The following is a 22,512-nucleotide window of genomic DNA, read 5'->3' as shown; positions in this document are numbered from 1 at the left end:
TTCGCGGGCAGGGCGGAACGCCTGCCGCACCACAGACTACGGAAGCACGGGATGGTACAGATCCCGTGTTCGTGCCACCCGGGCACGGACGACGGGCACGGCGGGGGAAACGGGGGATGCGGGTGGCACAGCAGGACCTGGCCGGACTAGCCGCCGCGCACCTGCGCCGACCCGGCCTCGTCGTGCTCACCGGCGCGCCCGGGGCCGGCCGTTCCACGCTGCTGCGCCGGGTGGCCACCGTGGCGCCCGGCCCGGTGCACGCTGGCGGCGGCCTGGCGATGCTGGCCGCCGTACCGGCGCTGGCCCTGTCCCGGGCCCTGAAGGCCCGCCTGCCCGCCCACGACGTGCCGCTGCTGGCCGAGGCCGTGCGCTCGCGGGTCCGCGGCGGGCTGCTCGTCCTGGACGACCTGCAGTACGCCGACCCGGCGACACTGGCCGCGCTGCCGCACCTGGCCGCGCACGTCCGGGTCGTGGTCGCCCTGCGCACCCCGCACCGGCTGCCCGGCGAGACGGTCGCCGCGCTGCGGGAGGTGGCCACGGCCTGGCTGGACCTGCCGCCGCTGACCCCGGAGCTCGCGATGGAGCTGGCCCGGCGCGCGGGCGGGCAGCTCAGCGACGCCGCCCTGACCGCGGTCGTGGAGCGGGCCGGCGGCAACCCCCTCGCGATCACCGCACTGGCCCGGCAGGCGGGCGCGGGCCGCGGCACCCCGGAGACGAACATCGACCAGGTCGCGTACGCGATCGCCACCGCCCTGGCCGACCTGCCCCGCGCGGCCCGCACCGCCCTGGCCGCGCTGGGCCTGCTCGGCCGGCCCGCACCGGCCGCGCTGCTCGGGCCCGGCGCCGACGACCTGCGCGCGGCCGGCCTGGTCAGCGAGGACCCGGGCGGGCTCGTGCCGGTCTCGGCATACTTCGCCGAGACCGCGGCCGGGCTGCTCGACCCGGCGGCCCGCACCGACCTGCACCGGGCCCTGGCCGAGCTGACCCCCGACGCGGAGGCCGCCCGGCACCTGGCCGCGGCCGGTGACCACCCGGGCGCGTACCGGAGGGCCCTGACCGCCGCCGACCGCCTCGCCGGCGGCGACCGCGCCGACCTGCTGCAGTTCGCCTGCGAGCTGCCCGGCGTCACCATCGACCCCCGGGTGCGGATCGCGGCGGCGGACGCGCTGCTGGCCGCCGGCCGCCCGCAGCCGGCGGCCCGGGTGCTGACCACGACGGCGCCGCTGGGCGTCGAGGCGGACGTGCTGCGCGGCGAGGCGTTGCTGCAGGCCGGAGACCCGGCGGCGGCCAGGGCGGCGGTCCGGCCGGTGCCGGACGCGGCGGCGGGTGCGGTCGTGGCCGCCCGCGACCGGATCCTGATGCTGGCCGAGCTGGCCACCGACCCGGCGGGCGCGCTCGACATGGCCGACAAGCTCGCCGCCCGCTATCCGGCGCCGCCGCCGGGGGTGGCCGCGGCGCTGGCCGCGGTCCGGGCGGCGCACCGCACGCCGGGCTGGGACACGGCCCTGGCGGCTGCGGCGGCCGAGGGTGCCGACCCGCTGACCGGGCGCTGGAGCGCGTGGCTGCTGGTGGAGCACCTGGCCGCCGACGGGCGGCTGACCGAGACCGCGGCGGTGGCCCGCAAGGCGGCGTCGGCGTGCGCGGCGAATCTGGCGTACAGCTGGCAGACCCGGTTCCTGGCGGTGGCCGACTGGGTCGGCGTCCTGCAGGGCATCGCGATCGCCGCCTCGGCCGCTGCCGCCTCCGGATCGGCCGGATCGGCCGGTGGTGTCTCGCCGGAGGGCGGGAGCGCGGCGCGCGACGCGGCGGATCGGGCGTTGCGCCGGGCCGCGGATCTCACCGACCGGGCGCTGCCCGCCGACGCGCGGGGTTACGCCGTCGCCGCGACCGCGCTGATCGAGGCGGACACCGGGCTGCTCGCCGCCGCCCGCGCCCGTCTCGGCGCCCCCGACGGCCATCCCGCGACCGCCTGGGTGGCCCGCGAGGCCGCCTGGCTCGACGGGCAACCCGACCGGGCTGCCCAGCCACCGGACGCCGGCGCCGTGGGCCTGCTCACCGGGCTGCGGCACATCACCGCCCGGTGGGCCGCCTACGACACCGGCGCGGCGGCGCGGGCCGCGTTCGTGTCGGCGTTCGAGCTCGACGGGCCGGCGCCGGCGATCCCCGCCGGGCTGCCCGCCGCCGCCCGGCGCACGCTGACCGCCTGGGCGACCGGCACCGGCTTCGCCGCGGCCGCGCAGGGCTGGGCCGGGATCGCCCTGCGCGAGCAGATCCGCTGCCTGCTCGCGGCGGGCCTGCACGACACCGACCAGGAACGGGCCGTCGCCGCGCTGCTGGAGGCCGAGCACCTGGCCGACACCGCCGGCCTGGTCGTGCTCGCCGGCCGGGCCCGCCGGGGCCTGCGCCGCCACCACGTGCACCGCGACACCCGCAGCCCACGCTCGGGCTCCCAGCTGACCCGGCGGGAGACCGACGTGCTGCGCCTGGTCGCCGCCGGGGAACCGACCCGGCGCATCGCCGGCCAGCTCGGCATCTCGGCCGAGACGGTGGACACCCACATCCGGGCGGGCATGCGCAAGCTCGGCGCCCGGACCCGAACGGAGGCGGCAGCGCTGGCGCTGACCCAGATCGAGGCGGCGGGACCGCCGGCCCGTGACCACCGTTCCGCCGTAGCACCCGACCGTGAGGATGGCCGGTGACCCGACAGCCCGAGGTGCCCCGCCACGTCGTCGCCTCCGGCGTCGACGCCGAGTCCGTGGTCCGCCGCCTGTCGCGCGACGGCTGGACCGTCCGCGAGGGTTTCGCGCTGCCCGACCAGTCCTGGGACGTCACCGGGGCCCGGCTGATCCTGCACGGCCGCGTCGCCGACCGGGAAAACCTGCAGCTCGCGGTCCTGGCGGCGGCCCGGGGCGCGGGCATCGTCGCGGTCTGCGACACCGACACGCCGGTGGGCCGGGCGCTGGTCGACGACCTCAGCCGGCTGGGCGCGGTCCAGCTGGGCCCGGGCGGGCAGCCGGCCCCGGCCGAGGTGGGCGACACGGTCGCGGACCTGATCCCGGAACAGCGGGCCCTGCTGGACCGCCTTGCGGCGGGCGACACCATCGCGGCGGCCGCGGCGGCGGAGTTCCTGTCCTTGCGTACGGCGAACCGGCGCATCGCGGAGGCACGGGCCCTGTTCGGCGTGCGGACGACCCGCGAGGCCGTCCTGGCCTACCTGCGTCAGCGCCGCACCCCGGACTGAGCAGCCGGAGGTGCGGCAGCGGCGCCGGACCCCGCGCCGCTCACGTCACTCCTCGACGGAGGAACGTGTCCGGGTAGAACCTCGGGGTGAGGACCGACCGCCCGCTGAGCGCATCCGCCGCGGCGCCGGATGTGCCCGATCCGGGGCCTTTCGCCGCCGCCGCGTAGGGTGCTGGGCGATGAGAATATTGATCTCTGCCGACATGGAGGGCATCTCGGGGATCGTGCATCCCACCGAGACCAACCCCGGCGGCTACGACTACGAGCGCGGCCGGGCGTTGATGACCGCCGAGGTCAACGCCGCCGTCGCCGGGGTGCTGGAGGCCGTGCCCGGCGCCGAGGTGCTGGTCGCCGACGCGCACGGCCCGTTCCGGAACCTGCTGCCCGAGGACCTCGATCGGCGCGCGAAGCTGGTCCGCGGCCGGCCCCGGCCGCTGGGGATGCTCGCCGGCCTCAACGACGACACCGACGCGGTGCTGATGGTCGGCTATCACGCCCGTGCCGGTGGCGGCCCGGCCGTGCTGGCCCACACGATCGGCGACGCCGTGCTCGACGTGCGCCTCGCCGGCCGGTCGATGGGTGAGATCGGGCTGAACGCGGCCCTGGCCGGCTTCCACGGCGCACCGGTCGTGCTGCTCAGCGGCGACGACGCCGCCTGCGCCGAACTGCTCGAGCTGGTGCCCGGCGCGGCGACCGTCGCGGTCAAACAGGCGCTCGGCCAGACCGCCGCGATCGCCCTGCATCCCGACGAGGCCCGGGACCAGCTGCACCGGGTCGCGGCCAAGGCGATCCGCCGGCACGAGCAGGTGCCGCTGGTGATCCTGCCGGGCCCGCTGAAGGTCGAGGTCGACCTGTACGGGCCGTACACCGTGGACCTGGCGACGCTGATCCCGGGCGTCAGCCGCGCCCCGGGCGCCCGGACGGTCACCTTCACCGCCGACGACGTGGGGCAGGCCTACCGCCTGGTGCAGCTGCTGACCCAGCTCGCGCAGCTCAAACCCCAATGATCGGCATGAGTGACGACTGGACTGTCGAGCGCCACCTCAAGGACAAGCCCGCCGAGTCGTCGCGCTCTACGACCGTTTGATCAAGTCCCTTTCCTGTGGCAGCGGCCGTTCACCGCCGACGGTAGGGTTCCCGTCGGGAGGATGAGGATGAGTTTCCGGCTGGCCGCATACGCCGTGTGCATCGACGACGGGCGTGTACTGCTCGCTCATTGCGCTTCGCCCACGGGGGACATGAGCTGGACTCTTCCAGGTGGCAAGGTCGAGCACGCGCAGGATCCGTTCGATGCGGTGATCCGGGAGGTCGCTGAGGAGACCGGCTGCGACGCGGTGGTCGAACGCCTGCTGGGTGTGGACTCGAGGGTGATTCCCGTCGCTGAGGCGCGGTCAGGGATCGAGCACCAGAATGTCGGCATCTTCTACCAAGTCCGCATTACCGGTGGAACGCTCCGGCCAGAACCGAACGGGGTAACTACCGAGTCGGTCTGGACTTCGATACCCGCGGTAACTGGTCTGCGCCGGTCGTCCCTCGTTGACGTCGGCCTTGCCCTGGCCCAGACGCTTCCGGCAACTGGTCACGTCGCACCCGTTGCGGTCGGTAGCCTCGTTCAGCACTGAAGTGCGTTTCCGGGAATGACCCTGAAGGCGGGTTGTGGTCGCCGGGGGCGTATTTCTTCCAGGTTCCTCCGGCTGGGGCGGGTAGAACACGTGCAACTCCCGGGCCGACAGGAACCGCTTAAACCTCGGATACGCGGACCGCTCGATCGACGTCACGCCACAACCGCCCAAGAACCGTGAAGATCAACCCGTCCGGATCGAGGAACGTACCAAAGATCAACTGGGCCGAAGACCGGCATCGATCACGCCGGGAACGCGGCATCTACCTGCGCAAACTCAGGAACCGCTCAGCCTGTTGCCGGTTTCCGCCGTGCCTTGGCCGACCCCCGACAAAGCCCGCTGCTCTCGCCGGGGGTTGACCCGTTGGCCGCAGGCCAGCATCAGGGCGATGCCCCCGAGCGCCGCCCCGATCAGCACGGTGCTCGCCACGCCGAATCCGGTCACCGCCAGACCGCCGGCGAAGGCCCCTACCGTGATGCCGACGTTGACCGCGGCCGACAGGGTCGCGGCCGCCACGTCGGAGCGTCCGGGCGCCACCTGCAGCACCAGACCGCCCAGCGCCGCCGTGAACGCCGCGAACGCCATGCCGGACAGGGCGATCATGGCGACGGCCGCCACCGGCTGCCGACCGAACACGGACAGGGCGAGCAGTGCCACGGTCTGCAGCGCCACGGTCAGCTTCAAGGCGACCCACGGGCTGCGGTCGACGAACGCTCCGATCGCGAGCATGGCGAGCACACTGGCGATGCCGCGCGCCAGCAGGATGGCGCCGACGGACGCGGCGGCGAAGCCGGCGACCTCGGTGACGAACAGGGCGACATAGGTATAGGCGGTGATGGCGCCGGCCGTCGTCAGGACGGCGATCACCACGAGCAGCCAGAACCGTCGGGCGTCGGGCGTCGCGCCATGGCTGGCGTGTCCCTCGCCGGGCCGCGCCGACGGCAGCAGGGTGGCCACCACGGCCAGGACCACCGCGCCGAGCCCGGCCACCGCCAAGAACGACGCCTGCCAGCCGGCCTTCTCGCCCAGCCAGGTGCCGGCGGGCACGCCGACGACCAGCGCGACGTTGCCGCCGGCGAACACTACCGCGACCACCCGCCCGCGCAGGCCGGGCCGGAACAGCTCGGCCGCGGCCGGCACCACCACCGCCCAGAACAGCGCGTGGGTCAGCCCGGTGGCCACCCGGGCCGCCACCGCCTGCGCGAACGTGGTGGCGAACACCGTGGCCGCGTTGCTGACGACGAAGCCGGCCAGCAGTCCGGACAGCAACCGCCGGCGCGGGATGCGCCGGGCCAGCACGGTCAGTGGGACCGAGGCGATCATCACGACCGCGCCGTAGACGGTGACCAGCATGCCGACCCGGGACGGGGAGATGTCCAGGTCAGCGGCCATCGGGAGCAACAAGCCGACCGGCAGGCCCTCGGCGGTGCCGTACAGGAAGGTGCCACCGGCCAGGCCGATCAGGGCACCGATCGCGCGTGTCATGCGTCCACCTCGTTTCCGGCTAAGTGGGCTTTGATGGAAACATGGCTTTCCCCAGCGGTGCAACTGGTAAAGTCGGTTTTGATGGAAACAGTGACCCGCATGCGCCTGGTCGGTGGCAACCTCGCCCTCGACTTCGTCAACACGCGGGTCGGTCCGCCGGGCGCCGCTCCGGACGACGACGTGCTCACGGGCTATCCCGAGCTGATCGCTTGGGGCGGGTACGCCGGCGACCTCACCGACATCGAGGCGACAGCCCTGCGCCGGCGTGCCCGCGACGACGCAGCCGGCGCAGACGCCGCCTTCCTGCGCGCGGTGCATACCCGCGACGACCTGGACGAGATCTTCCAAGCGCTGGCCGCCGGCCGGAGCCCGGACCCGACCGCCCTGGCCCGGTTGCGGGACGGCGAAGCGGACGCGCTCGCCCACGCCCGGCTCGACCAGGACGGCGGGTTCGCCTGGAGCTGGCGGGACGACCACTCGCTCGCCCGGCCGCTACGGCCGGTGGTGCACGCGGCGATCGGGTTGCTCACCACGGCCACGATGGCGCGCATCAAGCGGTGCGAGGCGTGCAGCTTCGTCTTCTACGACGAGAGCAAGAACCGCAGCCGCCGCTGGTGCAGCATGGAGGACTGCGGGACCGCCGAGAAGATGCGGCGCTACGTCGCCGCGCGGCGCAACCGGGCGGCGACGTAGCCCGCCGGAGCGCTGGTCACCGCTGTGGTCACGGCCTCCCACGGTCGACCGGGACGCGCGCCTGCGCCCTTTCCTGGCCCTCGGCGGCGCCGAGGAAGCCGCCGGACTGCCGCGACCACAGGTCCGCGTAGATCCCACCGCGTTCCAGCAGCTCGGCGTGGGTTCCCTGCTCGACGATCCGGCCGGTGTCGAGTACCACGATCCGGTCCAGGTGGGCGATGGTGGAGAGCCGGTGCGCGATGGCGATCACGGTCCGGCCGGTCATCACCTCGCCGAGCGTGTCGTGGATGGCGGCCTCCGCTTCCGAGTCGAGCGCGGACGTGGCCTCATCCAGGACCAGGACCGGCGCGTCCCGGTAGAACGCGCGAGCCAGCGCGATCCGCTGCCGCTGGCCACCGGACAGCCGCACGCCGCGCTCGCCGACATGGGCGTCCATGCCTGTCCGGCCCTCCGCGTCCTTGAGCGCGGCGACGAATCCGTCGGCGGATGCTCGGCGCACCGCCTTCTCGATCTGCGCGTCGTCGGCGCTGCCGGGGCCGGCGATGTTCTCTCGGACCGAACGGTGCAGCAGCGTGGCCTCCTGGGCGACCATGGCGATCTGGGCGCGCAGGCTCTCCTGGGTCACGTCCGTGATGTCGGTGCCGTCGATCATGATCGTGCCGGACTCCGCGTCATGGAACCGCAGCAGCAGGCCGACCAGCGTGGACTTGCCGGCTCCGGACCGGCCGACGACGCCGACGCGCTCACCGGCGGCGATGTCGAGGCTCAGCCGGTCGAGCCCGCCCGCACGGCGGCCGTAGTGGTGGCTGACCTGCGAGAAGCTGATGGCTCCACCGCGTACCCGCAGAGATCTCGCCTGAGGTTTGTCGGCGACCGCGAGCGGTTGCGCGATGGTCCGCAGGGCCCGCCGGAGCGCGCCGACGGACCCGAACAACGACGACACGGCGTCCAACAGCCACTCCGCCATCGCGGTGATCCGGAAACTGAGCGCCAGCGCGGCCGCGACGAGACCCAGGGGCGCGGAATCGGAACGCCAGAGCACGATCCCGTATCCGACGAGTCCCACCAGCAGCGCGCCGCTGAGCGCCATCATGGTGGCGTTGATCGTCACCTCGACCCGCTGCAGATTCAAATGCGCGCGCCTGGCCAGCGCGAACACCCGGCGGTCATGCTCGGTGCGGGTGTCCTGGCCGCCGAGCAACGCCAGCGTGTCAGCGTTGGCGTACGAGTCGACGAGCAAGCCGGTCAGCTCGGACTCCGCCTGCTGCAGGTGCTCCGACGCGCGCCGGTAGCGCGGCACCGTCCACCACATGAGAAGCGCGTACGCCAGGATCCAGGCGCCCAGCGGGAGCAGCAGGCGCACATCGATCGTCGACATCAACCACACCGAGCCGGCTATGTAGGCGATCACGAACACCAGGGTGTGGATGACCGAGTACGCGGCGGTGCTGGCGGCGTCACCGCCGTCGCGGACCCAGGTGGCGACGCGTCCGGCGAGGTCGTCGCGAAACCAACCGACGGCCTGCCGGGACACGTGCCGGTGGGCCCGCCAACGGGCGAGCTGGCGGGCGTTGGCCCGGAAGGCGATATCGTCCAGCGCCTCGCCGACCAGGTTGATCACCGGTCTGATCAGCAACACGAACGCCGCGACGACGAGCAGCTCGGTGCCGTAGCCGGCCCAGAGCAGGTCCGGGCTTGCGGCGGCGAGCGTGTCGACCAGGCGTCCGGCGTAACCGATGAGCCACACCTCGATCGCGGCGCACAGGATCGTGGTGGCGACCGCCGCCACGACGACGAGGCGCAGCGGCCGGAGCTCCCTCAGGAGGAACCGCAGGACGCCGGCGTCCGGGGTGGGGGCATCGCCGGTCGGGAAGGGGTCAACCGGGTTTTCGAACAGACCTAACACGAAGTGCCTTTCCGGCGGTGGAGACAGACAAGGAACCGGGACAACCGCCGGACGTCCTCATGATCGATCTCCGCTTCGTGTCGGGTGGGCGTGGTTCTCCCCGCGAGGCTAGGCGAGATCGTGCGGCGCCGCTCGACATTTCCGGGCCCGGCACGCGGGGCGACCTCGTCCATGGTCCTGGCCCGTGAGGAACGTCGAGGCACGCGGGGGATCACTATCCTCGCACCATGTCATCTCTTCCGCGCCGCCTCGACCCGGGCGTCCTCGTCGACGTGGCGGTGTCCGTCTCCGTGGCCGTGCTCTCCACCTGGTGGTGGCACCAGTTCCGACTCGGTGGCCTGAGCTACGGCATGCTGGTGGGGGTGGCGCTGATGTGGCGCCGCCACCGGCCGGTCGCTGTGCTCGCCGTGGTGGCGGCGTTGTCGGCCGCAGTGGCGCCGATCGAGGTCGGCGGCACGCAGCTGCACTCGGGAATGCTGCTGGTGGCGCTGGCCGTGGCCACCCACGCAGTGGTCGCCCACGCCGCGTCCTTGCGCACGGCGGCGGGTTGCGCGGTCGCTGCCCTGCTCGCCGGGGCCGTGCTCGTGGTGCGGCCGTCCACGGAGAGCGGCTCGATCGACCTGGTGGACCTCGGGTCCGCCGTGACGGACCTGGCGGCGTTCGCCGGCGTGGTCTGGGCGGCCGCGCTGAGCGTCCGGTTCTTCCGCCAGCAGCGGGTGACCGCGGAGGAACGCCGCGGGAACGCCGAACGCGAACGGACCCAACTGACCCGGGTCGCCGTGGCCGAGGAGCGGGCCAGGATCGCCCGGGAGTTGCACGACATCGTCGCCCACTCGCTGTCGGTGATCGTGCTGCAGGCCAACGGCGGCGAGTATGCCTTCGACCACGATCCCGGCCGGGCCCGCGAGGCGCTGCGGACGATCGGCGCGACCGGCGGCGACGCCCTCGACGAGATCAGGCATCTGGTCCAGATCCTGCGCGACGACGATGACCATGAACCCAGCCGGGTCTACGCGGTGACCTCCGCGGTGGAGCGGGCCCGGGCCGCCGGCGTCGCGGTCGACCTGAGCGTGGACGGCACCCCGCCCGAGGTGCCCGGCGGCGTCGCGCTGGCCGTCTACCGGATAGTCCAGGAGTCGTTGACGAACACGCTGAAGCACGCCGGTCCGGCGCCGTCCGCGACCGTCCGCGTCGTCTACCGGCCCGGTGCGGTCGAACTGGACGTCACCGACACCGGCGCCGGTGGCACGACGCCGCCGGCCGGCGGTCATGGGCTGGTCGGCATGCGCGAACGCGCCACCCTCTACGGCGGCACCTTCGACGCGGGACCGTCCCTCGCCGGCTGGCGGGTCCGCGCCCGGATCCCGCTGGCCGGCGCGGCGGTGCCGGCATGATCCGGGTCGTGCTCGTGGACGACCAGCAACTGGTCCGGGCCGGGTTCCGCATGGTGCTCGACTATCAGCCGGACATGGTGGTGGTCGGCGAGGCCGGCGACGGCGCCGAGGCGCTGCGCCTGCTGCGCACCACCGAGGCCGACGTCGTCGTGATGGACCTGCGGATGCCGGTGCTCGACGGGATCGCCGCGACCCGGCAGATCTGCGCCGCTGGCCCGCAGCCGCGGGTCCTGGTGCTGACCACCTTCGACACCGACGAGGAGGCGTTCGCCGCGCTGCAGGCCGGGGCGAGCGGCTTCCTGCTCAAAAGTGCCCCACCGGACGACCTGCTGTCCGCCATCCGCGTCGTCGCCGGCGGCGAGGCCGTGGTGGCACCCCGGGTGACCCGGCGGCTGCTCGATCGCTTCGCCGGGCGGTTCGTGCCGTCACCGGACGCCCCGGCGGCACCGGCCGACCTGACCGATCGGGAGAGCGAGGTGCTGCTGCTGGTCGCGCAGGGCCTGTCGAACGCCGAGATCAGCGCCCGGCTTCAGGTCGCCGAGGCGACGGCGAAGACCCATGTCGGCCGGATCCTGGCCAAGCTGCGGCTGCGCGACCGGGTGCAGGCGGTGGTGTTCGCGTACGAGTCGGGCCTGGTCCGCCCGGGCGGCGATACCTGAGGTGTAGTCATGGGCCCGGTGTACGACTCAAGTCGTACACCGGGAACCATCACTGCGGTGGACTCCCCGCGGTCCGGTGATCCCTAGCGTCGAATGCGTTGATCATCGACGAACGGGAGGAAGACCGTGCCGGCTCTCCAGGCCATCGGCCTGAGCAAGGTGTACGGCAGCGGCGATACCGCCGTGACCGCGCTGGACCGCGTGGACATCACGTTCACGGCGGGCCGGTTCCACGCCGTCATGGGCGCGTCCGGCTCGGGCAAATCGACGCTGATGCACTGCCTGGCCGGCCTGGACCGGCCGACGAGCGGCACGGTCCGGATCTTCGACGCCGACCTGACCACCCTGAACGACGAGAAGCTGACCCTGTTGCGCCGCGACCACGTGGGCTTCGTCTTCCAGAAGTTCAACCTGCTGCCGGTGCTGTCCGCCCAGGAGAACATCCTGCTCCCGCTGACCATCGCCGGGCGCCGCCCGGACCGGCAGTGGTTCGACCAGGTGGCGGCGGCGGTCGGGCTGACCGACCGCCTCGGCCACCGCCCGTCCGAGCTGTCCGGCGGCCAGCAGCAGCGAGTCGCCGTGGCCCGCGCGCTGATCACCCGGCCGTGGGTGGTGTTCGCCGACGAGCCGACCGGCAACCTCGACTCCCACTCCGGCGCCGAAGTGCTCGGCCTGCTCCGCGACGCGGTGACGGCGCTGGGCCAGACGGTGGTGATGGTGACTCACGACATGCACGCCGCGGCCCACTGCGACCGCGTGGTGTTCCTCCAGGACGGCCGCTACGCCACCGCCCTGGAGAGCCCCGCCGCCGAGGAGATCGCCGCGATGCTGGAGCGTGCCCGATGAGCGGGATGGTCCGGCTGACCCTGCGCACCGCGCGCGCCAACCTCACCCGCTCGCTGCTCTCCTCGGTGGCCGTCGTGCTGGGCGTGGCCTTCGTCTGCGGCAGCCTGATGTTCACCGACGGCCTCGCCAAGACGATGACCGGCCACGCCGTCGAGCGGTACCACCACACCGATGTCGAGGTCACCAACGAGGCGAGCAGGGACAACACCCTGGTCGACCGGGTACGCACGGTCGACGGCGTCCGGGCGGCCGAAGCGACGTGGTCGCTGCCCTTCATGGGTCTCGCGGCCGGGGACGGCCGGAAGATCAGCGGCGCGCATCAGGCCGTCAACGTGTCGTCCGATCCGGCGCTGCGTCCGTTCGGTGCGAGCCAGGGCCGAATGCCCTCCGCTCGCGGCGAGGTCGTGCTCGACGAGCACACCGCCGGGCAGGAGAACCTGCGGGTCGGCGACCAGTTGCTGATCAGCGGCTTCGGCAGTGCGGCCAAGACGTACACCCTGGTCGGCCTCACCACGGCCACGGACACGTTCGCCGAGGACGGTGCGCTGATCGTCATGACGACCGCCGACATCTCGGCGGTGGCCGGCTATCCGTCGTACACCGTGATCGTCGACGCCGCGGCCGGTGTCAGCAACGCGGAACTGGCGGCCCGGGTCGCGACCGCGGTGGGCGGCCAGGCGTTGCCGCACGACGAGCTGGTTCGGCGGGCAACGGACGCGGCGGTCGGCGACGCGGCGACGTTCCGTAACGCGTTGCTCGGCTTCGGCGTGCTCGCGGTGTGCATGGCCGCGTTCGTGATCGCGAACACGTTCACCATCGTGCTGGCCCAGCGCACCAAGGAGACCGCCCTGCTGCGTCTGGTCGGCGCCACCCGCCGCCAGGTGTTTCGTGCCGTCGTGCTGGAGGCCGCGGTGATCGGCCTGGGCGGGTCGGTGCTCGGGCTGGCGGTGGGCGTTCTGCTCGCGTACGGGCTGCCGGTCACCCTGTCCGCGGTCGGCGCCACGGCCGAGGTGAGCCCGGTGATCTCGGCCAAGGCGGTGCTCGCCGCCCTGGCTGTCGGTGTCGGCGTGACCGTGCTGTCCGCGCTGCTGCCCGCCCGCCGCGGCACCAGGGTGCTGCCCGTGGAGGCGCTGTCCGACGCCGCCGTCCAGGTGGCCCGCCCCGCCGGTCGCGCCCGGCGGATATGGGGCATCGTCGTCACCGCCACGGGTCTCGCCGGCCTCGCCGGCGCCACAGCGGTGCGCAAGACCGAAATCGTGTTCGCCGGGACGCTGCTGGTCGTCACCGGGTTCCTGCTGCTCAGCCCCATCGTGGTGCCGTTGCTGGTCCGGCTGGTCCGCCGGCCGGCGGCCGCCGTGGGTGGGGCCACCGCGTCCCTGGCGCTGCTCAACGCCGTGCGCAACCCACGCCGTTTCGCCACGACGACCAACGCGTTGGTCATCGGCGTGACCCTCGTCGGTACTTTCACGCTGATCGCCCGCAGTGCCGAAGCGCCCGCGGAACAGCGGGCCGACGAGAAGATGGTCGCGACGTTCCTGATCTCCTCCGATCTCGGGGTGCTGCCGGCCGACCTTCTCGACGCCATGGGCAAGCGCCCGGAGCTGGCCCCCGCCCGCCCGAACTACCAGGCGTTCGATCAGAAATCCGGCCTCGACGTGCGAACGGGCACCACGCGTGAAGGAACCGCGGTTGTCTCCGCCGACACCGGCGCCGTGCCCGGCGGAAGCATCAAGATCGGTGGGCGTTCGTTCGAGGTCGCCTCCGTCGCGGCGGGCACCCAGACCGTCTGGCTCGCCCCCGCGGACATCACCGCGGTCATCGACGGGCCGTTCCTCGCCGACGTGCAGGTCGACCCGGCCCCCGGCGTCACGAAGAGCGACGCCCGCACGGCCTTGGACGCCGCACTGGCCAGCTTCCCGAGCGCGGTCTCCTATGACCACGACGACTACACCGAACACCTCAACGCCAAGCTGAACCGGGGCCTGGACGTCGTCACGGCCCTGCTCGCGCTGGCGGTCATCATCGCGCTGATCGGCGTCGCCAACACCCTGACCCTGTCGGTGGTCGAACGCACCCGGGAGAACGCCCTGCTCCGGGCGATCGGTCTGACCCGTCGCCAGCTGCGCCTCATCCTGGCCACCGAAGCGCTGGTCATGGCGCTGACCGGCACCCTGATCGGCGTCGCCGTGAGCGTCGCGGTCGCATTGTCGGCGCTGGGCTCGATCGAGATGCACGGCCACGGCGCCTCCCTGGTGATGCCGTGGGACCGCCTAGGCGTGCTGCTCGCGGTGGCCGTGCTCGCGGCGCTGGCCGCCTCGATCGCCCCGGCCCGCCGGGCGATCCGCCTCCCGATAGCCGAAAATCTCGCCGCCGAAGGATAGGGCGCCCGGGGAGCACGCCGGCGTGCTCGTGTACGGTACTCGACGTACCGTAAAGGAGGCGGAAATGCGCGCTTGGGGCGTCACCTACGACACCGGCTTCACCAACCTGGCAACCACCACCCACGAACCTTTCGACCCCGACATCGTCGCGGCGGACATGCGGATCATCCGTGCTGAGCTGCACGCCGACGCGGTCCGGATCACCGGCGGGGTCGCCGATCGTCTGGAGATCGCCGCCCGGCACGCGGCCGCCGCCGGGCTGGAGGTCTGGTACTGCCCGTTCACCAACGACCTGACCGCCGACCAGCTCTTGGCATTCCTGCTCGACGCCGCCGAGCGCGCCGAGCGGATCCGGCGGGAAGGGGCGAACATCCGCTTCCTCACCGGCTCGGAGATCGGCATCATGACGATCGGGCTCATGCCCGGTGACACCCTCACCGAGCGGGCAGCCGTCCTCGCCGACCCCGCCCGGCTCCGCGAGATCCTTCCGCGTGTGCAGCGGGAGACCAACGCGCTGCTGGCCCGCGCCGCCGCGGGCGCCCGCGCGCGGTTCGGCGGCCTCATAGGGTACGCGTCGCTCCCTATGGAGGCGGTGGACTGGACGCCGTTCGACTTCATCGCGACCGACGCCGGCTACCGCGACGCCGACAACGCCGCCGCCCTACCCGCGAACCTCGCCACCATGGCCTCCCACGGCAAGCCGTTCGCCATCACGGAGTTCGGCTGCGCGCCCTTCACCGGCGCCGCGGATCGGGGCAGCCGCAGCGACATCATCGGCTACGACGAGCGCACCGCGCAGCCCACCCGGCTGACCGAGACCGTCGAGCGCGACGAACCCGAACAAGCCACCTACCTGCGCGACCTGCTCGGCGTCTACGACGCCGGCGGCGTGGACACCGCGTTCGTCTACACCTTCGCCGCCCGGCACCTGCCGACCTCCGACGATCCCGAGCGGGACTTCGATCTGGGCAGCTTCGGGATCGTGCGGGTCCTCCCGCCCGGCCGCACCGGGACCGCCTACCCGGCGATGCCATGGGAGCCCAAGGCCGCCTTCCACGCCCTGGCCGAATACGGCCGCGCCCGCAGGCACGCGTCCGCGGTCTGACCGGTCGTCGCGGGCCGGGCCGCTCAGAGTGGGCCGGTGCCGGCCACGCGGTGGCGGCGGACCCGGCTCATGTCCGGCGTGCGGGTGTGGTCGACGTGGTGGGGCGTCTCCAACTCGCCGGGGCGCAGCGGCGCCAATGTCTGCGCGATGCCCTCGACGATGCGGTCGGTGGCCCGCATCGCCTGCGCCCCGGCCGTGCCGGTCAGGCCGGACAGGTCCACCGGCTCACCGAAGCTCACGTGCACCACCGGGCGCCGCCGGATCGCGCGCAGCAGCGAGCGGGCCAGCCCGGCCGGTGCCCCGTACGGCAGCACCCGGTGGGCGTCCCACTGCGCGACCGGGATGACCGGCGCCCCGGACAGCGCCGCCATCCGGGCCACGCCGGTCTTGCCGCGCTCCGGCCACATCCACGGGTCCAGCCCGATCCGGCCCTCCGGGTAGACCAGCACCACCGATCCGGCCCGCAGCGCGGCCGCGGCCGCCGGCAGCGCCTCGGCGACCTGCGCGGTGTGCCGGTCGACCCGCAGGTGCCCGCACGCGCGCATGATCGAGCCGGCGACCGGCGCCTGGAACAGCCCGGCGGTGGCCATGAACCGCGGGGCGATCCCGACCCGGCTGCACGCCGCCATCAGCATCAGCGGGTCGACCGGGCTGATGTGGTTGGCCGCCAGGATCAGCGGGCCGTGCCGCAGCCCGGCCGGGACCGCACCGGAGACCCGCAGCCGGCAGATCAACGGCACGACCAGCCGCGACGCGCGCAGCAACGCCCGCCACAGCCACGGCACCCGCCAGGAAGCTTCCATCAAGGCGACATGATCGCACGCCGTCAGCCGGCGTCGCGCAGCTCCGCCAACCGGGCCTCGATCTCGGCCAGCTCGGCGCGCAGGCGTTCGGCCTGTTGCTCGACCTCGGCGCGTTCGACCGACACGATCTGCTCGACCGCCTCCTGCACGCCGGGCACGTCGACCAGCTGCACGATCTTCATCGCCTCGGACGGCTTCACCACATAGGGCTTGGCCAGGGCCTTCGAGCCCTGGTTCGCCGCGATGGTCCACTCGCCGTCGGTGTAGGCCAGGGTGACCGTCAGCCCCGGCAGCGGTTTCGGCTTGGCCGCCTTGGCCGGCGCCTTGCGCGGCGCGGGCGCCGGCGACGCCGCCGGGGCGGCGGGCTCGGCCGGGGGCGGGGGAGCGGCGGCGGCCGGCACCGGGACCGGCTTGTCCATCACGAACTCCGGCACCGGCTTCGCCGGCTGCGGCGGCGGGGGAGCGGCCTTCTTCACCGGGCCCTTCGGGGCCACCTGCAGGTCGCTGGGGGAGAACGGCAGCTCGTCACGTCCGAAACGGACCACCACCCACTCGTCGGACTCGGCCGGGTCGGTCAGGGCCACCACCTGGCCCACCTGCCCGGCGATCTGCCCCGCGGACTCGGTGAACATCACCCGCGGCCGTCGCCCCGCGGCGAGCCCGTCGCGGATCACCTGAAGCTCATCCGTGCTGAGCCCTCGCACACCGGTGCGTGCCGCCGCTGCCATGGTCATCCCTTCGTCGGTCAACAAGAAGCCGTTCGAACGCGTGTTTCAATGCCGTAGTTCTACCAGGCCCCACCGACAAACCCGGCAGGCGCGCCCTACCGGGCGGTCACCGCGACGGCATTATGGCCGCACGGCCGTCGCGCCGGCACACCGCGCCCGCGCATCCCGGCGAGCACCCATGTGACCGATCCGGCCACCCAGGCAGTCAGGTAGGGAAGAAGCCACCGTAGAGACCAGGAGCACCCGCTGTGCCGCACAATCTGCACGACCTGTTCGAACGAGCCCTCGACGACGAACCCGTACCCCCGCCCGGCGACCCCGTGCGCCAGGCCATGGCCCACGGCCAGCGCATCCGGCGCCGCCGGGGCCTGCTCGCCGGCGCTTCGGCCGCCGCCGTCGTCGTCACCGCGGCGGTCGCGCTGAACGTGGTCCTGGCGCCGGCCGAGCCGCCGCCGGTGTCCATCGCCGCGGCGATGATGGCCCCGGCCGACCCGGCCTGCGCCTGGCCGGTGCAGGACGACGCCACCGACGTCTCGATCTTCCTGAACGACCACATCACCCTGCCGCAGACGACCGAGCTCAGGGACGCGCTGTGGACCGACCCCGCCGTGCGTGTCGTGCGGTTCGAGAGCCGTGCGCAGGCGTACCAGAGATTCAAGGCGCTGTGGGCCGACTCGCCGGACTTCGTCGCCGCGGTCAGCGTCGACTCCCTGCCCGAGTCGTTCCGGCTGGAGCTGGCCGAGCCGTCCGGCTACCGGCAGTTCGCCGCGCGATTCGAGGATCGGGCCGGCGTCGCCCAGGTGATCGGCCGGGCGTGCCGGGGGACCCACAAGTGATCGACGTCGTGAGCTCCGGGGCGGGCTGGGGCGCCGCCCGGCGCCGCGAGCGGGCCGCCCGCGACGAGGAGTTCGCCGCGTTCGTCGCGGCCGCCACTCCCCGGCTGCGGCGCACCGCCTACCTGATGTGCCGCGACTGGCACCTGGCGCAGGACCTGACCCAGCTGACCCTGGCGAAGATGTACGCGTCCTGGCCCCGGATCTGGCGCACCGCCGACCTGGCCGCCTACAGCCGCCGGGTGCTGCTGAACGCCGTCTTCGACCTGCGCAAACGCCGCAGCCACACCGAGGTCGTGCTCGCCGACCTGCCGGATCACCCCGGGCAGTCCGGGCCGCCCGCCGCGGACCTGCACGTCACCCTCATGCGCGCGCTGGCCACCCTGCCGGTCCGCGACCAGGCCATCGTGGTGCTGCGGCACTGGGAGGACCACAGTGTCGACACCGTCGCCGAGATCCTCGGCGTCTCCGCCTCGGTGGTCAAGACCCAGAGCATGCGCGCCCTTGGCCGGCTCCGCGACCTGCTCGGCGAGGACTTCGCCCGCCAATGAGCCGCACCAACAAGCCGCACCGACAAGCCGAGCCGGGCGAGGAACGCCCAGCGAGTCACACCGGCCGGTCCGTCACGCAGTACACCCGGCCCGCCGGATCACGCAGCGTCGTCCACCGCTCGTACACCGCGACCACCGTAGCCCCGAGGGAGACGTGCCATGCCACCTCCGCCGCGCGGTCGGTGCACGCCAGGTCCAGGTGCATGCCCGCCGCCGCGTCGACCCGCTGCAGCAGCAACCGCAACGGCATCCCGTCCGGGCGTACCAGAAAATCGAACTCCGGCAGCGAGCCCGGCCGGCGCTGCCAACCGGTCAGCGCCGCCCAGAAATCCGCCTCCGCGTCGAAACCGCCCACCGGCACGTCCAGGCACATCTGATCCACCAGGCTGCGCCCGCCGGCCGGCCGCACCGCCTCGCCCCGCCAGGCCACCAGGCAGAACGGCAGGCCCGCCGGGGAGCGCAGCACCACCAGATCCTCCTCGTCGAGGACCACCACCGCGCCCAGGGTCACCGCGCGGCGGGCCTGCGCCGGGACGTCCTCGACGTGCAGATCCAGGTGGGCCCGCGCCGGGCCGTCCCCGACGACCTGCACCCGCAGGTACGCGTCACCGCCGGCCGGCACCAGCGTCGCGAACTCCCCGCCCGGGCCCCGCCGCGCCGACAGCCCCGAGCCGGTCACCGCCTGCCAGAACGCCTCCGCGGACACCGGCGAGGCCGCCCGCGAGGGCGTGTCCAGGAACCCCGTCACCCACCGCACGTCCATCATGTCTCCCCCCGCGGTCGGCCCGGCCGCCGCTCCAGCGCCGGTCCCCGGTGCACCGGCGCGTCCCCGATCAACTCCTGGCCCCGGGCCACGTCGCCGATCGCCTCCTGCTCACGGCCGAGCCCGCGCAGCACCGCCGCCCGGCGCACCAGCACCTCGCCCAGCCGCACCCGCAGGCCGAGCCGTTCATACTCGGCCATCGCCGTGCCGTACTCGGTCAACGCCGCCTCCCGCCGTCCCCGCAGGTCGGCGATGTCGCCCAGCGCCGCGTGGGCGCCGCCGACGCCGTGTCCGCCGCGCAGCCGTTCGAAGATCTCCAGCATCGCCCGGAAGTCCCGCTCGGCGTGGTCGTACGCCCCGTGCCGCACATACAACCAGCCCCGCTCCTGCAGGCAATAGCCCCGCAGGGTCTCGTCACCGATCCGCTCGGCGATCCCCATCGCGTCCGCGACCAGTTCCCGGGCCCGTCCGGCGTCCCCGGCGATCTGCGACGCCAGGCCCAGGCCCAGCAACGCCCATCCCCGCACCGGCTCCTCACGCTCCGGCAGCAGCTCCACCGCCCGGCTCAGCACCGGCACACTGAGCTCCGGGCGCAGGAACGTGTTGTACAGCGTCCCCAGCGACAGCCGCACCTCGATCTCGTCGGCCACCGCGCCCAGCCCGATCAGCAGCTCCAGCGCCCGCAGCAGCGCCGCCTGCGACTCGGCGAACCGGTCCTGCGCCCGCAGCGCGTCCCCGACCCGCCACACCGCCAGCGCGGTCTCCCGCACGTCGGTGCCGAGCCGCTCCGCGGCCGCCAGCGCCTGCTGCGCCGCCGGCAGTTCCAGCCGCACCAGGCCCGCCATCCCGTACGAGTGCGACACCCACCGCAGCGCCCGGATCCGGAACGGTTCGTCGCCGAGCGCCTCCGCCACCGACACGCCGCCCTGCCACAACCGCAGCCGGTAGCCGTGATCGGCCTCCCCGGTCACCCAGGGATGCACCGCCACGATCAACGCCCGGGCCTCGGCGGCCAGCCCCGTCCCGACGGCCGCGCGCACCGCCGCCAGCACGTTCTCCCGCTCCTCGGCCAGCCACTGGCCCGGACGCGCCCGCGTGGTCAGCCAGCGCAGCTGCCGGCGCAGGCACTCGACCCCCTCCGCGCCGTCGTCGGCCAGCTCGCGCGCGCACAACCGCACCAGGTCGTGCATCCGGTAGCGGTCCGGTGCCGGCGATTCCACCAGGAACGCGTCGGCGAGCCGCTCCAGCGCCTCCGCCACCACGTGCTCGTCCAGCGCACACCGCGCCGCCGCGGCGCCCAGCCCGACCGACGTACCCGGATAGCCGCCCACCCGCCGGAACACCAGCTGCTCGCCGGCGCCCAGCTCGTCGTAGACCGCCCGCAGCGTCGAGCGCACGGCCCGGTCCTCCAGCCGCAGCTCGTCGAGCCGCCGGCCCTCGTCGGCCAGCCGGTCCGCCAGCGCCGACGCCGACCATTGCGCGCGCACCCGCAGCCGCCCACCGACGATCCGCACCGCCAGCGGCAGCCCGCCGCACAACTCCACCAGCCGCCGCGCGCCGTCCGGATCGGCCGACACCCGTCCCGGGCCGGCCGAGACCGCCAGCAGCTCGAGGGCCGCGCCCGGTGCCAGCGCCCCGATCGTCAGCACCGAGGCGCCCAGCAGGTCCGACAACAGCCGCCGGCTGGTCACGATCGCCAGGCTGTGCGCCCCGCCGGGCAGCAGATACCGCACCTGGGCGGCGTCGCGGGCGTCGTCGAGCAGCACCAGCACCCGCCGGTCGGCCACCACCGACCGGAACCGGGCCGCCAGCTCCACCACCTCGCCGCGCAGTTCGTCGTCCGGGCGGCCCAGCGCCCGCAGGAACCGCACCAGCACCGCCTCCGGCGGCACCGGATCGGCCGAGGCGCCCCGCAGCGCCGCGAACAGCTGGCCGTCGGGATAGCTGTCCCGGGCGTCGTGGGCGGCGCGCAACGCCAGCGCCGACTTGCCCGTGCCCGCGGCCGCCGCGATCACCACCAGCTGCGCGCCGCCCGCCACCGTCGCCTGCACCGCGGCCAGTTCCTCGGCCCGCCCGACCAGCACCGGCGCCGCCGGCAACTCACCCGGGCGGTGCGGCGCGGGCGGCGCCGCACCGGCCGCCGCCGGAGCGGCCAGCCGCTGCTGCCACCACCCCAGCGCGACCCCGGCCACGGCCAGCAGAGCCACCAGGGGCCAGGCCAACCACGTGTACGGCCGCAGCGCCGGCGGCAGCACCCCGCCCGTGGCGACGTTCACGGCCACCGCCAGCAACACCGAGAACAGCCCCGACGTCACGATCAGCAACGGCACGACCCGATGCCGCATCATGCCCGGAAACATACATGCCCGTCACTTCACGATCAGAGGGCGGCGCGCACCTTGCCCAGCGTGCCCGCGAAGCGCGCCAGCCCGGCCGGCGACAACACCCCACCCAGCAGCCGCGCCAGCTCCCGCTCGAAGACCACGTCCGCCGCCGCCAGCGCCGCCACGCCCGCCGGCGTCAGCACCAGCAGCGACGAGCGGCGGTCCTCCGGATTCGGCTGCCGCACACAGCGGCCCGCCGCCTCCACCCGATCGACGACCTTGCTCGCGGCGCCCACCGTGATCCGCAACTGCACCGACACGTCCAGCACCCGGCAGCCCGGCGTGCCCGCCATCACCCGCATCGGCATGAACTGCCCCAGCGGCAACCCGCACTCGCGGCGCAGCCGCCCGTCCACGGCGTCCCACACCGCGATCTCCAAGCCCACCAGGTCATCGAAAAGCCGCCGGAGATCCGTCACCGCACCACCCTAACGCTGCACCGGAAGCAACTTCCCGGGCAACGATCGCCCGGCCCGGCGGTCACGTGCTCGGCTGGGCCTCCCCGATCGACAGCCAGCGCAGCAGCGCCTCGGTCTGGCGGCGTACCCCGAGCTTGCGGTAGATGTTGCTCAGGTTGTTGCGCACGGTCTTGCCGCCGATCGCGAGCGCCTCGGCGATCTCCCGGATGTCGCGGCCGGCGGCGAGCAGCGTCATGACGTCGCGCTCGCGCGGGGTCAGGGGTTCGGCGTGGGCCAGGCCGGCGGGCGCCGGCCGGGTGGGGACGCGCCGCGCGGTGGCCAGGACCGCGAAGGACATCAGGTTCTCCACCAGGTCGCCCAGGTCGGCCTGGTCCACGACCAGGTAGCCGGTGGCGCGATACCCCGGGCTGACCGGCAGGCGGGTCTCGTCGGTGCGCCGCACCACGACCAGAACCGGCGGGGTCCGCGGGCCGAGCGCGTCGGTCAGGCTCGGCACGAAGGTACGGGCACCGGCGACCACGACCACGAGATCGTCCGACGTGCGCACCTCCTCGGGCCGGCGCACCAGGCGCGCTCGCACCGAGTCGCCGAGCCTGCGGGTGAGGGACGGGACCGGACGGGCGGTGGGCGTCGGCCAGTAGATGGCCAGCCGCAGGGCGTTGCTCGGGTTGTGCACGGGAAGACCCCAATCTCCGCGTCG

Annotated in this window: 20 protein-coding genes; 12 read left to right on the top strand and 8 right to left on the bottom strand. The window is 73.8% G+C overall.

What is annotated here, in order from left to right:
• The first annotated feature begins 116 nt into the window (after positions 1-116).
• The 4 genes from DMB66_RS08040 to DMB66_RS08025 all read left to right on the top strand — a co-directional run bounded on the left by DMB66_RS08040 (position 117) and on the right by DMB66_RS08025 (position 4,862).
• Positions 117-2,699: a LuxR C-terminal-related transcriptional regulator gene (locus DMB66_RS08040; RefSeq protein ID WP_125803386.1), complete on the top strand. Its 2,583-nt coding sequence runs from the start codon at positions 117-119 to the stop codon at positions 2,697-2,699.
• Complete coding sequence (locus tag DMB66_RS08035; RefSeq protein WP_125803385.1) at positions 2,696-3,241, top strand: LuxR family transcriptional regulator; 546 nt, start codon at positions 2,696-2,698, stop codon at positions 3,239-3,241. Before DMB66_RS08040 ends, DMB66_RS08035 begins: the two co-directional genes overlap by 4 nt.
• A 178-nt stretch (positions 3,242-3,419) precedes the next feature.
• Positions 3,420-4,247: a M55 family metallopeptidase gene (locus DMB66_RS08030; protein ID WP_125803384.1), complete on the top strand. Its 828-nt coding sequence runs from the start codon at positions 3,420-3,422 to the stop codon at positions 4,245-4,247.
• A 147-nt stretch (positions 4,248-4,394) separates the two neighbouring features.
• Positions 4,395-4,862: an NUDIX hydrolase gene (locus DMB66_RS08025; RefSeq protein ID WP_125803383.1), complete on the top strand. Its 468-nt coding sequence runs from the start codon at positions 4,395-4,397 to the stop codon at positions 4,860-4,862.
• A 276-nt stretch (positions 4,863-5,138) separates the two neighbouring features.
• Here DMB66_RS08025 and DMB66_RS08020 read toward each other — a convergent pair whose 3' ends face one another.
• Positions 5,139-6,347 (bottom strand): MFS transporter, encoded by a 1,209-nt coding sequence (locus tag DMB66_RS08020; RefSeq protein ID WP_125803382.1) that lies wholly within the window; start codon positions 6,345-6,347, stop codon positions 5,139-5,141.
• An 81-nt stretch (positions 6,348-6,428) separates the two neighbouring features.
• Between DMB66_RS08020 and DMB66_RS08015 the strand changes: the two genes are divergently transcribed.
• Positions 6,429-7,040 (top strand): ABATE domain-containing protein, encoded by a 612-nt coding sequence (locus tag DMB66_RS08015; protein WP_158647168.1) that lies wholly within the window; start codon positions 6,429-6,431, stop codon positions 7,038-7,040.
• 28 nt (positions 7,041-7,068) lie between these two features.
• Here the strand turns inward: DMB66_RS08015 and DMB66_RS08010 are convergent, their stop codons facing one another.
• Positions 7,069-8,946, bottom strand: a complete 1,878-nt coding sequence (locus tag DMB66_RS08010; protein ID WP_125803380.1) for an ABC transporter ATP-binding protein — start codon at positions 8,944-8,946, stop codon at positions 7,069-7,071.
• Between the two features lie 227 nt (positions 8,947-9,173).
• Here DMB66_RS08010 and DMB66_RS08005 point away from each other — a divergent pair, with 227 nt between their 5' ends.
• From DMB66_RS08005 to DMB66_RS07985, 5 genes are all read left to right on the top strand, one after another.
• Positions 9,174-10,340 (top strand): sensor histidine kinase, encoded by a 1,167-nt coding sequence (locus DMB66_RS08005; RefSeq protein ID WP_125803379.1) that lies wholly within the window; start codon positions 9,174-9,176, stop codon positions 10,338-10,340.
• Positions 10,337-10,999, top strand: a complete 663-nt coding sequence (locus DMB66_RS08000) for a response regulator transcription factor (RefSeq protein WP_125803378.1) — start codon at positions 10,337-10,339, stop codon at positions 10,997-10,999. The genes DMB66_RS08005 and DMB66_RS08000 overlap by 4 nt, the downstream gene beginning before the upstream one ends.
• 126 nt (positions 11,000-11,125) lie before the next feature.
• Positions 11,126-11,845 carry an ABC transporter ATP-binding protein gene (locus DMB66_RS07995; RefSeq protein ID WP_125803377.1) on the top strand — a complete coding sequence of 240 codons (720 nt, stop codon included), beginning with the start codon at positions 11,126-11,128 and terminating at the stop codon, positions 11,843-11,845.
• A complete protein-coding gene (locus DMB66_RS07990; protein ID WP_125803376.1) occupies positions 11,842-14,226 on the top strand; it encodes an ABC transporter permease in 2,385 nt (794 codons plus the stop codon). Before DMB66_RS07995 ends, DMB66_RS07990 begins: the two co-directional genes overlap by 4 nt.
• A 64-nt stretch (positions 14,227-14,290) precedes the next feature.
• Complete coding sequence (locus DMB66_RS07985; RefSeq protein ID WP_125803375.1) at positions 14,291-15,331, top strand: hypothetical protein; 1,041 nt, start codon at positions 14,291-14,293, stop codon at positions 15,329-15,331.
• 23 nt (positions 15,332-15,354) lie between these two features.
• Here DMB66_RS07985 and DMB66_RS07980 read toward each other — a convergent pair whose 3' ends face one another.
• Together DMB66_RS07980 and DMB66_RS07975 are read right to left on the bottom strand one after the other, a co-directional pair.
• Positions 15,355-16,134, bottom strand: a complete 780-nt coding sequence (locus tag DMB66_RS07980; RefSeq protein ID WP_125803407.1) for a 1-acyl-sn-glycerol-3-phosphate acyltransferase — start codon at positions 16,132-16,134, stop codon at positions 15,355-15,357.
• A 23-nt stretch (positions 16,135-16,157) separates the two neighbouring features.
• The gene (locus DMB66_RS07975) at positions 16,158-16,862 is read right to left on the bottom strand and encodes a hypothetical protein (protein ID WP_125803374.1); all 705 of its coding nucleotides are present in this window, start codon (positions 16,860-16,862) and stop codon (positions 16,158-16,160) included.
• 248 nt (positions 16,863-17,110) lie between these two features.
• Between DMB66_RS07975 and DMB66_RS07970 the strand changes: the two genes are divergently transcribed.
• Together DMB66_RS07970 and DMB66_RS07965 are read left to right on the top strand one after the other, a co-directional pair.
• Positions 17,111-17,698 carry a permease-like cell division protein FtsX gene (locus DMB66_RS07970; protein ID WP_125803373.1) on the top strand — a complete coding sequence of 196 codons (588 nt, stop codon included), beginning with the start codon at positions 17,111-17,113 and terminating at the stop codon, positions 17,696-17,698.
• Positions 17,695-18,246, top strand: a complete 552-nt coding sequence (locus DMB66_RS07965) for a SigE family RNA polymerase sigma factor (RefSeq protein WP_125803372.1) — start codon at positions 17,695-17,697, stop codon at positions 18,244-18,246. Before DMB66_RS07970 ends, DMB66_RS07965 begins: the two co-directional genes overlap by 4 nt.
• Positions 18,247-18,301: 55 nt before the next feature.
• Here DMB66_RS07965 and DMB66_RS07960 read toward each other — a convergent pair whose 3' ends face one another.
• The 4 genes from DMB66_RS07960 to DMB66_RS62450 form a co-directional block, all read right to left on the bottom strand.
• Positions 18,302-19,012 (bottom strand): VOC family protein, encoded by a 711-nt coding sequence (locus tag DMB66_RS07960; protein WP_233624376.1) that lies wholly within the window; start codon positions 19,010-19,012, stop codon positions 18,302-18,304.
• Complete coding sequence (locus DMB66_RS62455; RefSeq protein ID WP_199752116.1) at positions 19,009-21,357, bottom strand: NB-ARC domain-containing protein; 2,349 nt, start codon at positions 21,355-21,357, stop codon at positions 19,009-19,011. The genes DMB66_RS07960 and DMB66_RS62455 overlap by 4 nt, the downstream gene beginning before the upstream one ends.
• Positions 21,358-21,389: 32 nt before the next feature.
• A complete protein-coding gene (locus DMB66_RS07950) occupies positions 21,390-21,812 on the bottom strand; it encodes a MarR family winged helix-turn-helix transcriptional regulator (RefSeq protein ID WP_125803370.1) in 423 nt (140 codons plus the stop codon).
• Positions 21,813-21,873: 61 nt separating this feature from the next.
• Positions 21,874-22,488, bottom strand: a complete 615-nt coding sequence (locus DMB66_RS62450) for a LuxR C-terminal-related transcriptional regulator (protein WP_199752114.1) — start codon at positions 22,486-22,488, stop codon at positions 21,874-21,876.
• Positions 22,489-22,512: the final 24 nt, after the last annotated feature.

This window comes from Actinoplanes sp. ATCC 53533, from assembly GCF_003947245.1.
Note: the sequence above shows the minus strand (reverse complement) of the source record. Positions and strands in the feature narration are given on the sequence as shown.

What these genes read in the sequence shown, in the direction of transcription:
- DMB66_RS08040 (WP_125803386.1), top strand. Translation starts at nt 117, where the DNA reads ATGCGGGTGGCACAGCAGGACCTGGCCGGACTAGCCGCCGCGCACCTG.
- DMB66_RS08030 (WP_125803384.1), top strand. Translation starts at nt 3,420, where the DNA reads ATGAGAATATTGATCTCTGCCGACATGGAGGGCATCTCGGGGATCGTG.
- DMB66_RS08025 (WP_125803383.1), top strand. Translation starts at nt 4,395, where the DNA reads ATGAGTTTCCGGCTGGCCGCATACGCCGTGTGCATCGACGACGGGCGT.
- DMB66_RS08020 (WP_125803382.1), bottom strand. Translation starts at nt 6,347, where the DNA reads ATGACACGCGCGATCGGTGCCCTGATCGGCCTGGCCGGTGGCACCTTC.
- DMB66_RS08015 (WP_158647168.1), top strand. Translation starts at nt 6,429, where the DNA reads ATGGAAACAGTGACCCGCATGCGCCTGGTCGGTGGCAACCTCGCCCTC.
- DMB66_RS08005 (WP_125803379.1), top strand. Translation starts at nt 9,174, where the DNA reads ATGTCATCTCTTCCGCGCCGCCTCGACCCGGGCGTCCTCGTCGACGTG.
- DMB66_RS08000 (WP_125803378.1), top strand. Translation starts at nt 10,337, where the DNA reads ATGATCCGGGTCGTGCTCGTGGACGACCAGCAACTGGTCCGGGCCGGG.
- DMB66_RS07990 (WP_125803376.1), top strand. Translation starts at nt 11,842, where the DNA reads ATGAGCGGGATGGTCCGGCTGACCCTGCGCACCGCGCGCGCCAACCTC.
- DMB66_RS07985 (WP_125803375.1), top strand. Translation starts at nt 14,291, where the DNA reads ATGCGCGCTTGGGGCGTCACCTACGACACCGGCTTCACCAACCTGGCA.
- DMB66_RS07980 (WP_125803407.1), bottom strand. Translation starts at nt 16,134, where the DNA reads ATGGAAGCTTCCTGGCGGGTGCCGTGGCTGTGGCGGGCGTTGCTGCGC.
- DMB66_RS07975 (WP_125803374.1), bottom strand. Translation starts at nt 16,862, where the DNA reads ATGGCAGCGGCGGCACGCACCGGTGTGCGAGGGCTCAGCACGGATGAG.
- DMB66_RS07960 (WP_233624376.1), bottom strand. Translation starts at nt 19,012, where the DNA reads ATGATGGACGTGCGGTGGGTGACGGGGTTCCTGGACACGCCCTCGCGG.
- DMB66_RS62455 (WP_199752116.1), bottom strand. Translation starts at nt 21,357, where the DNA reads ATGATGCGGCATCGGGTCGTGCCGTTGCTGATCGTGACGTCGGGGCTG.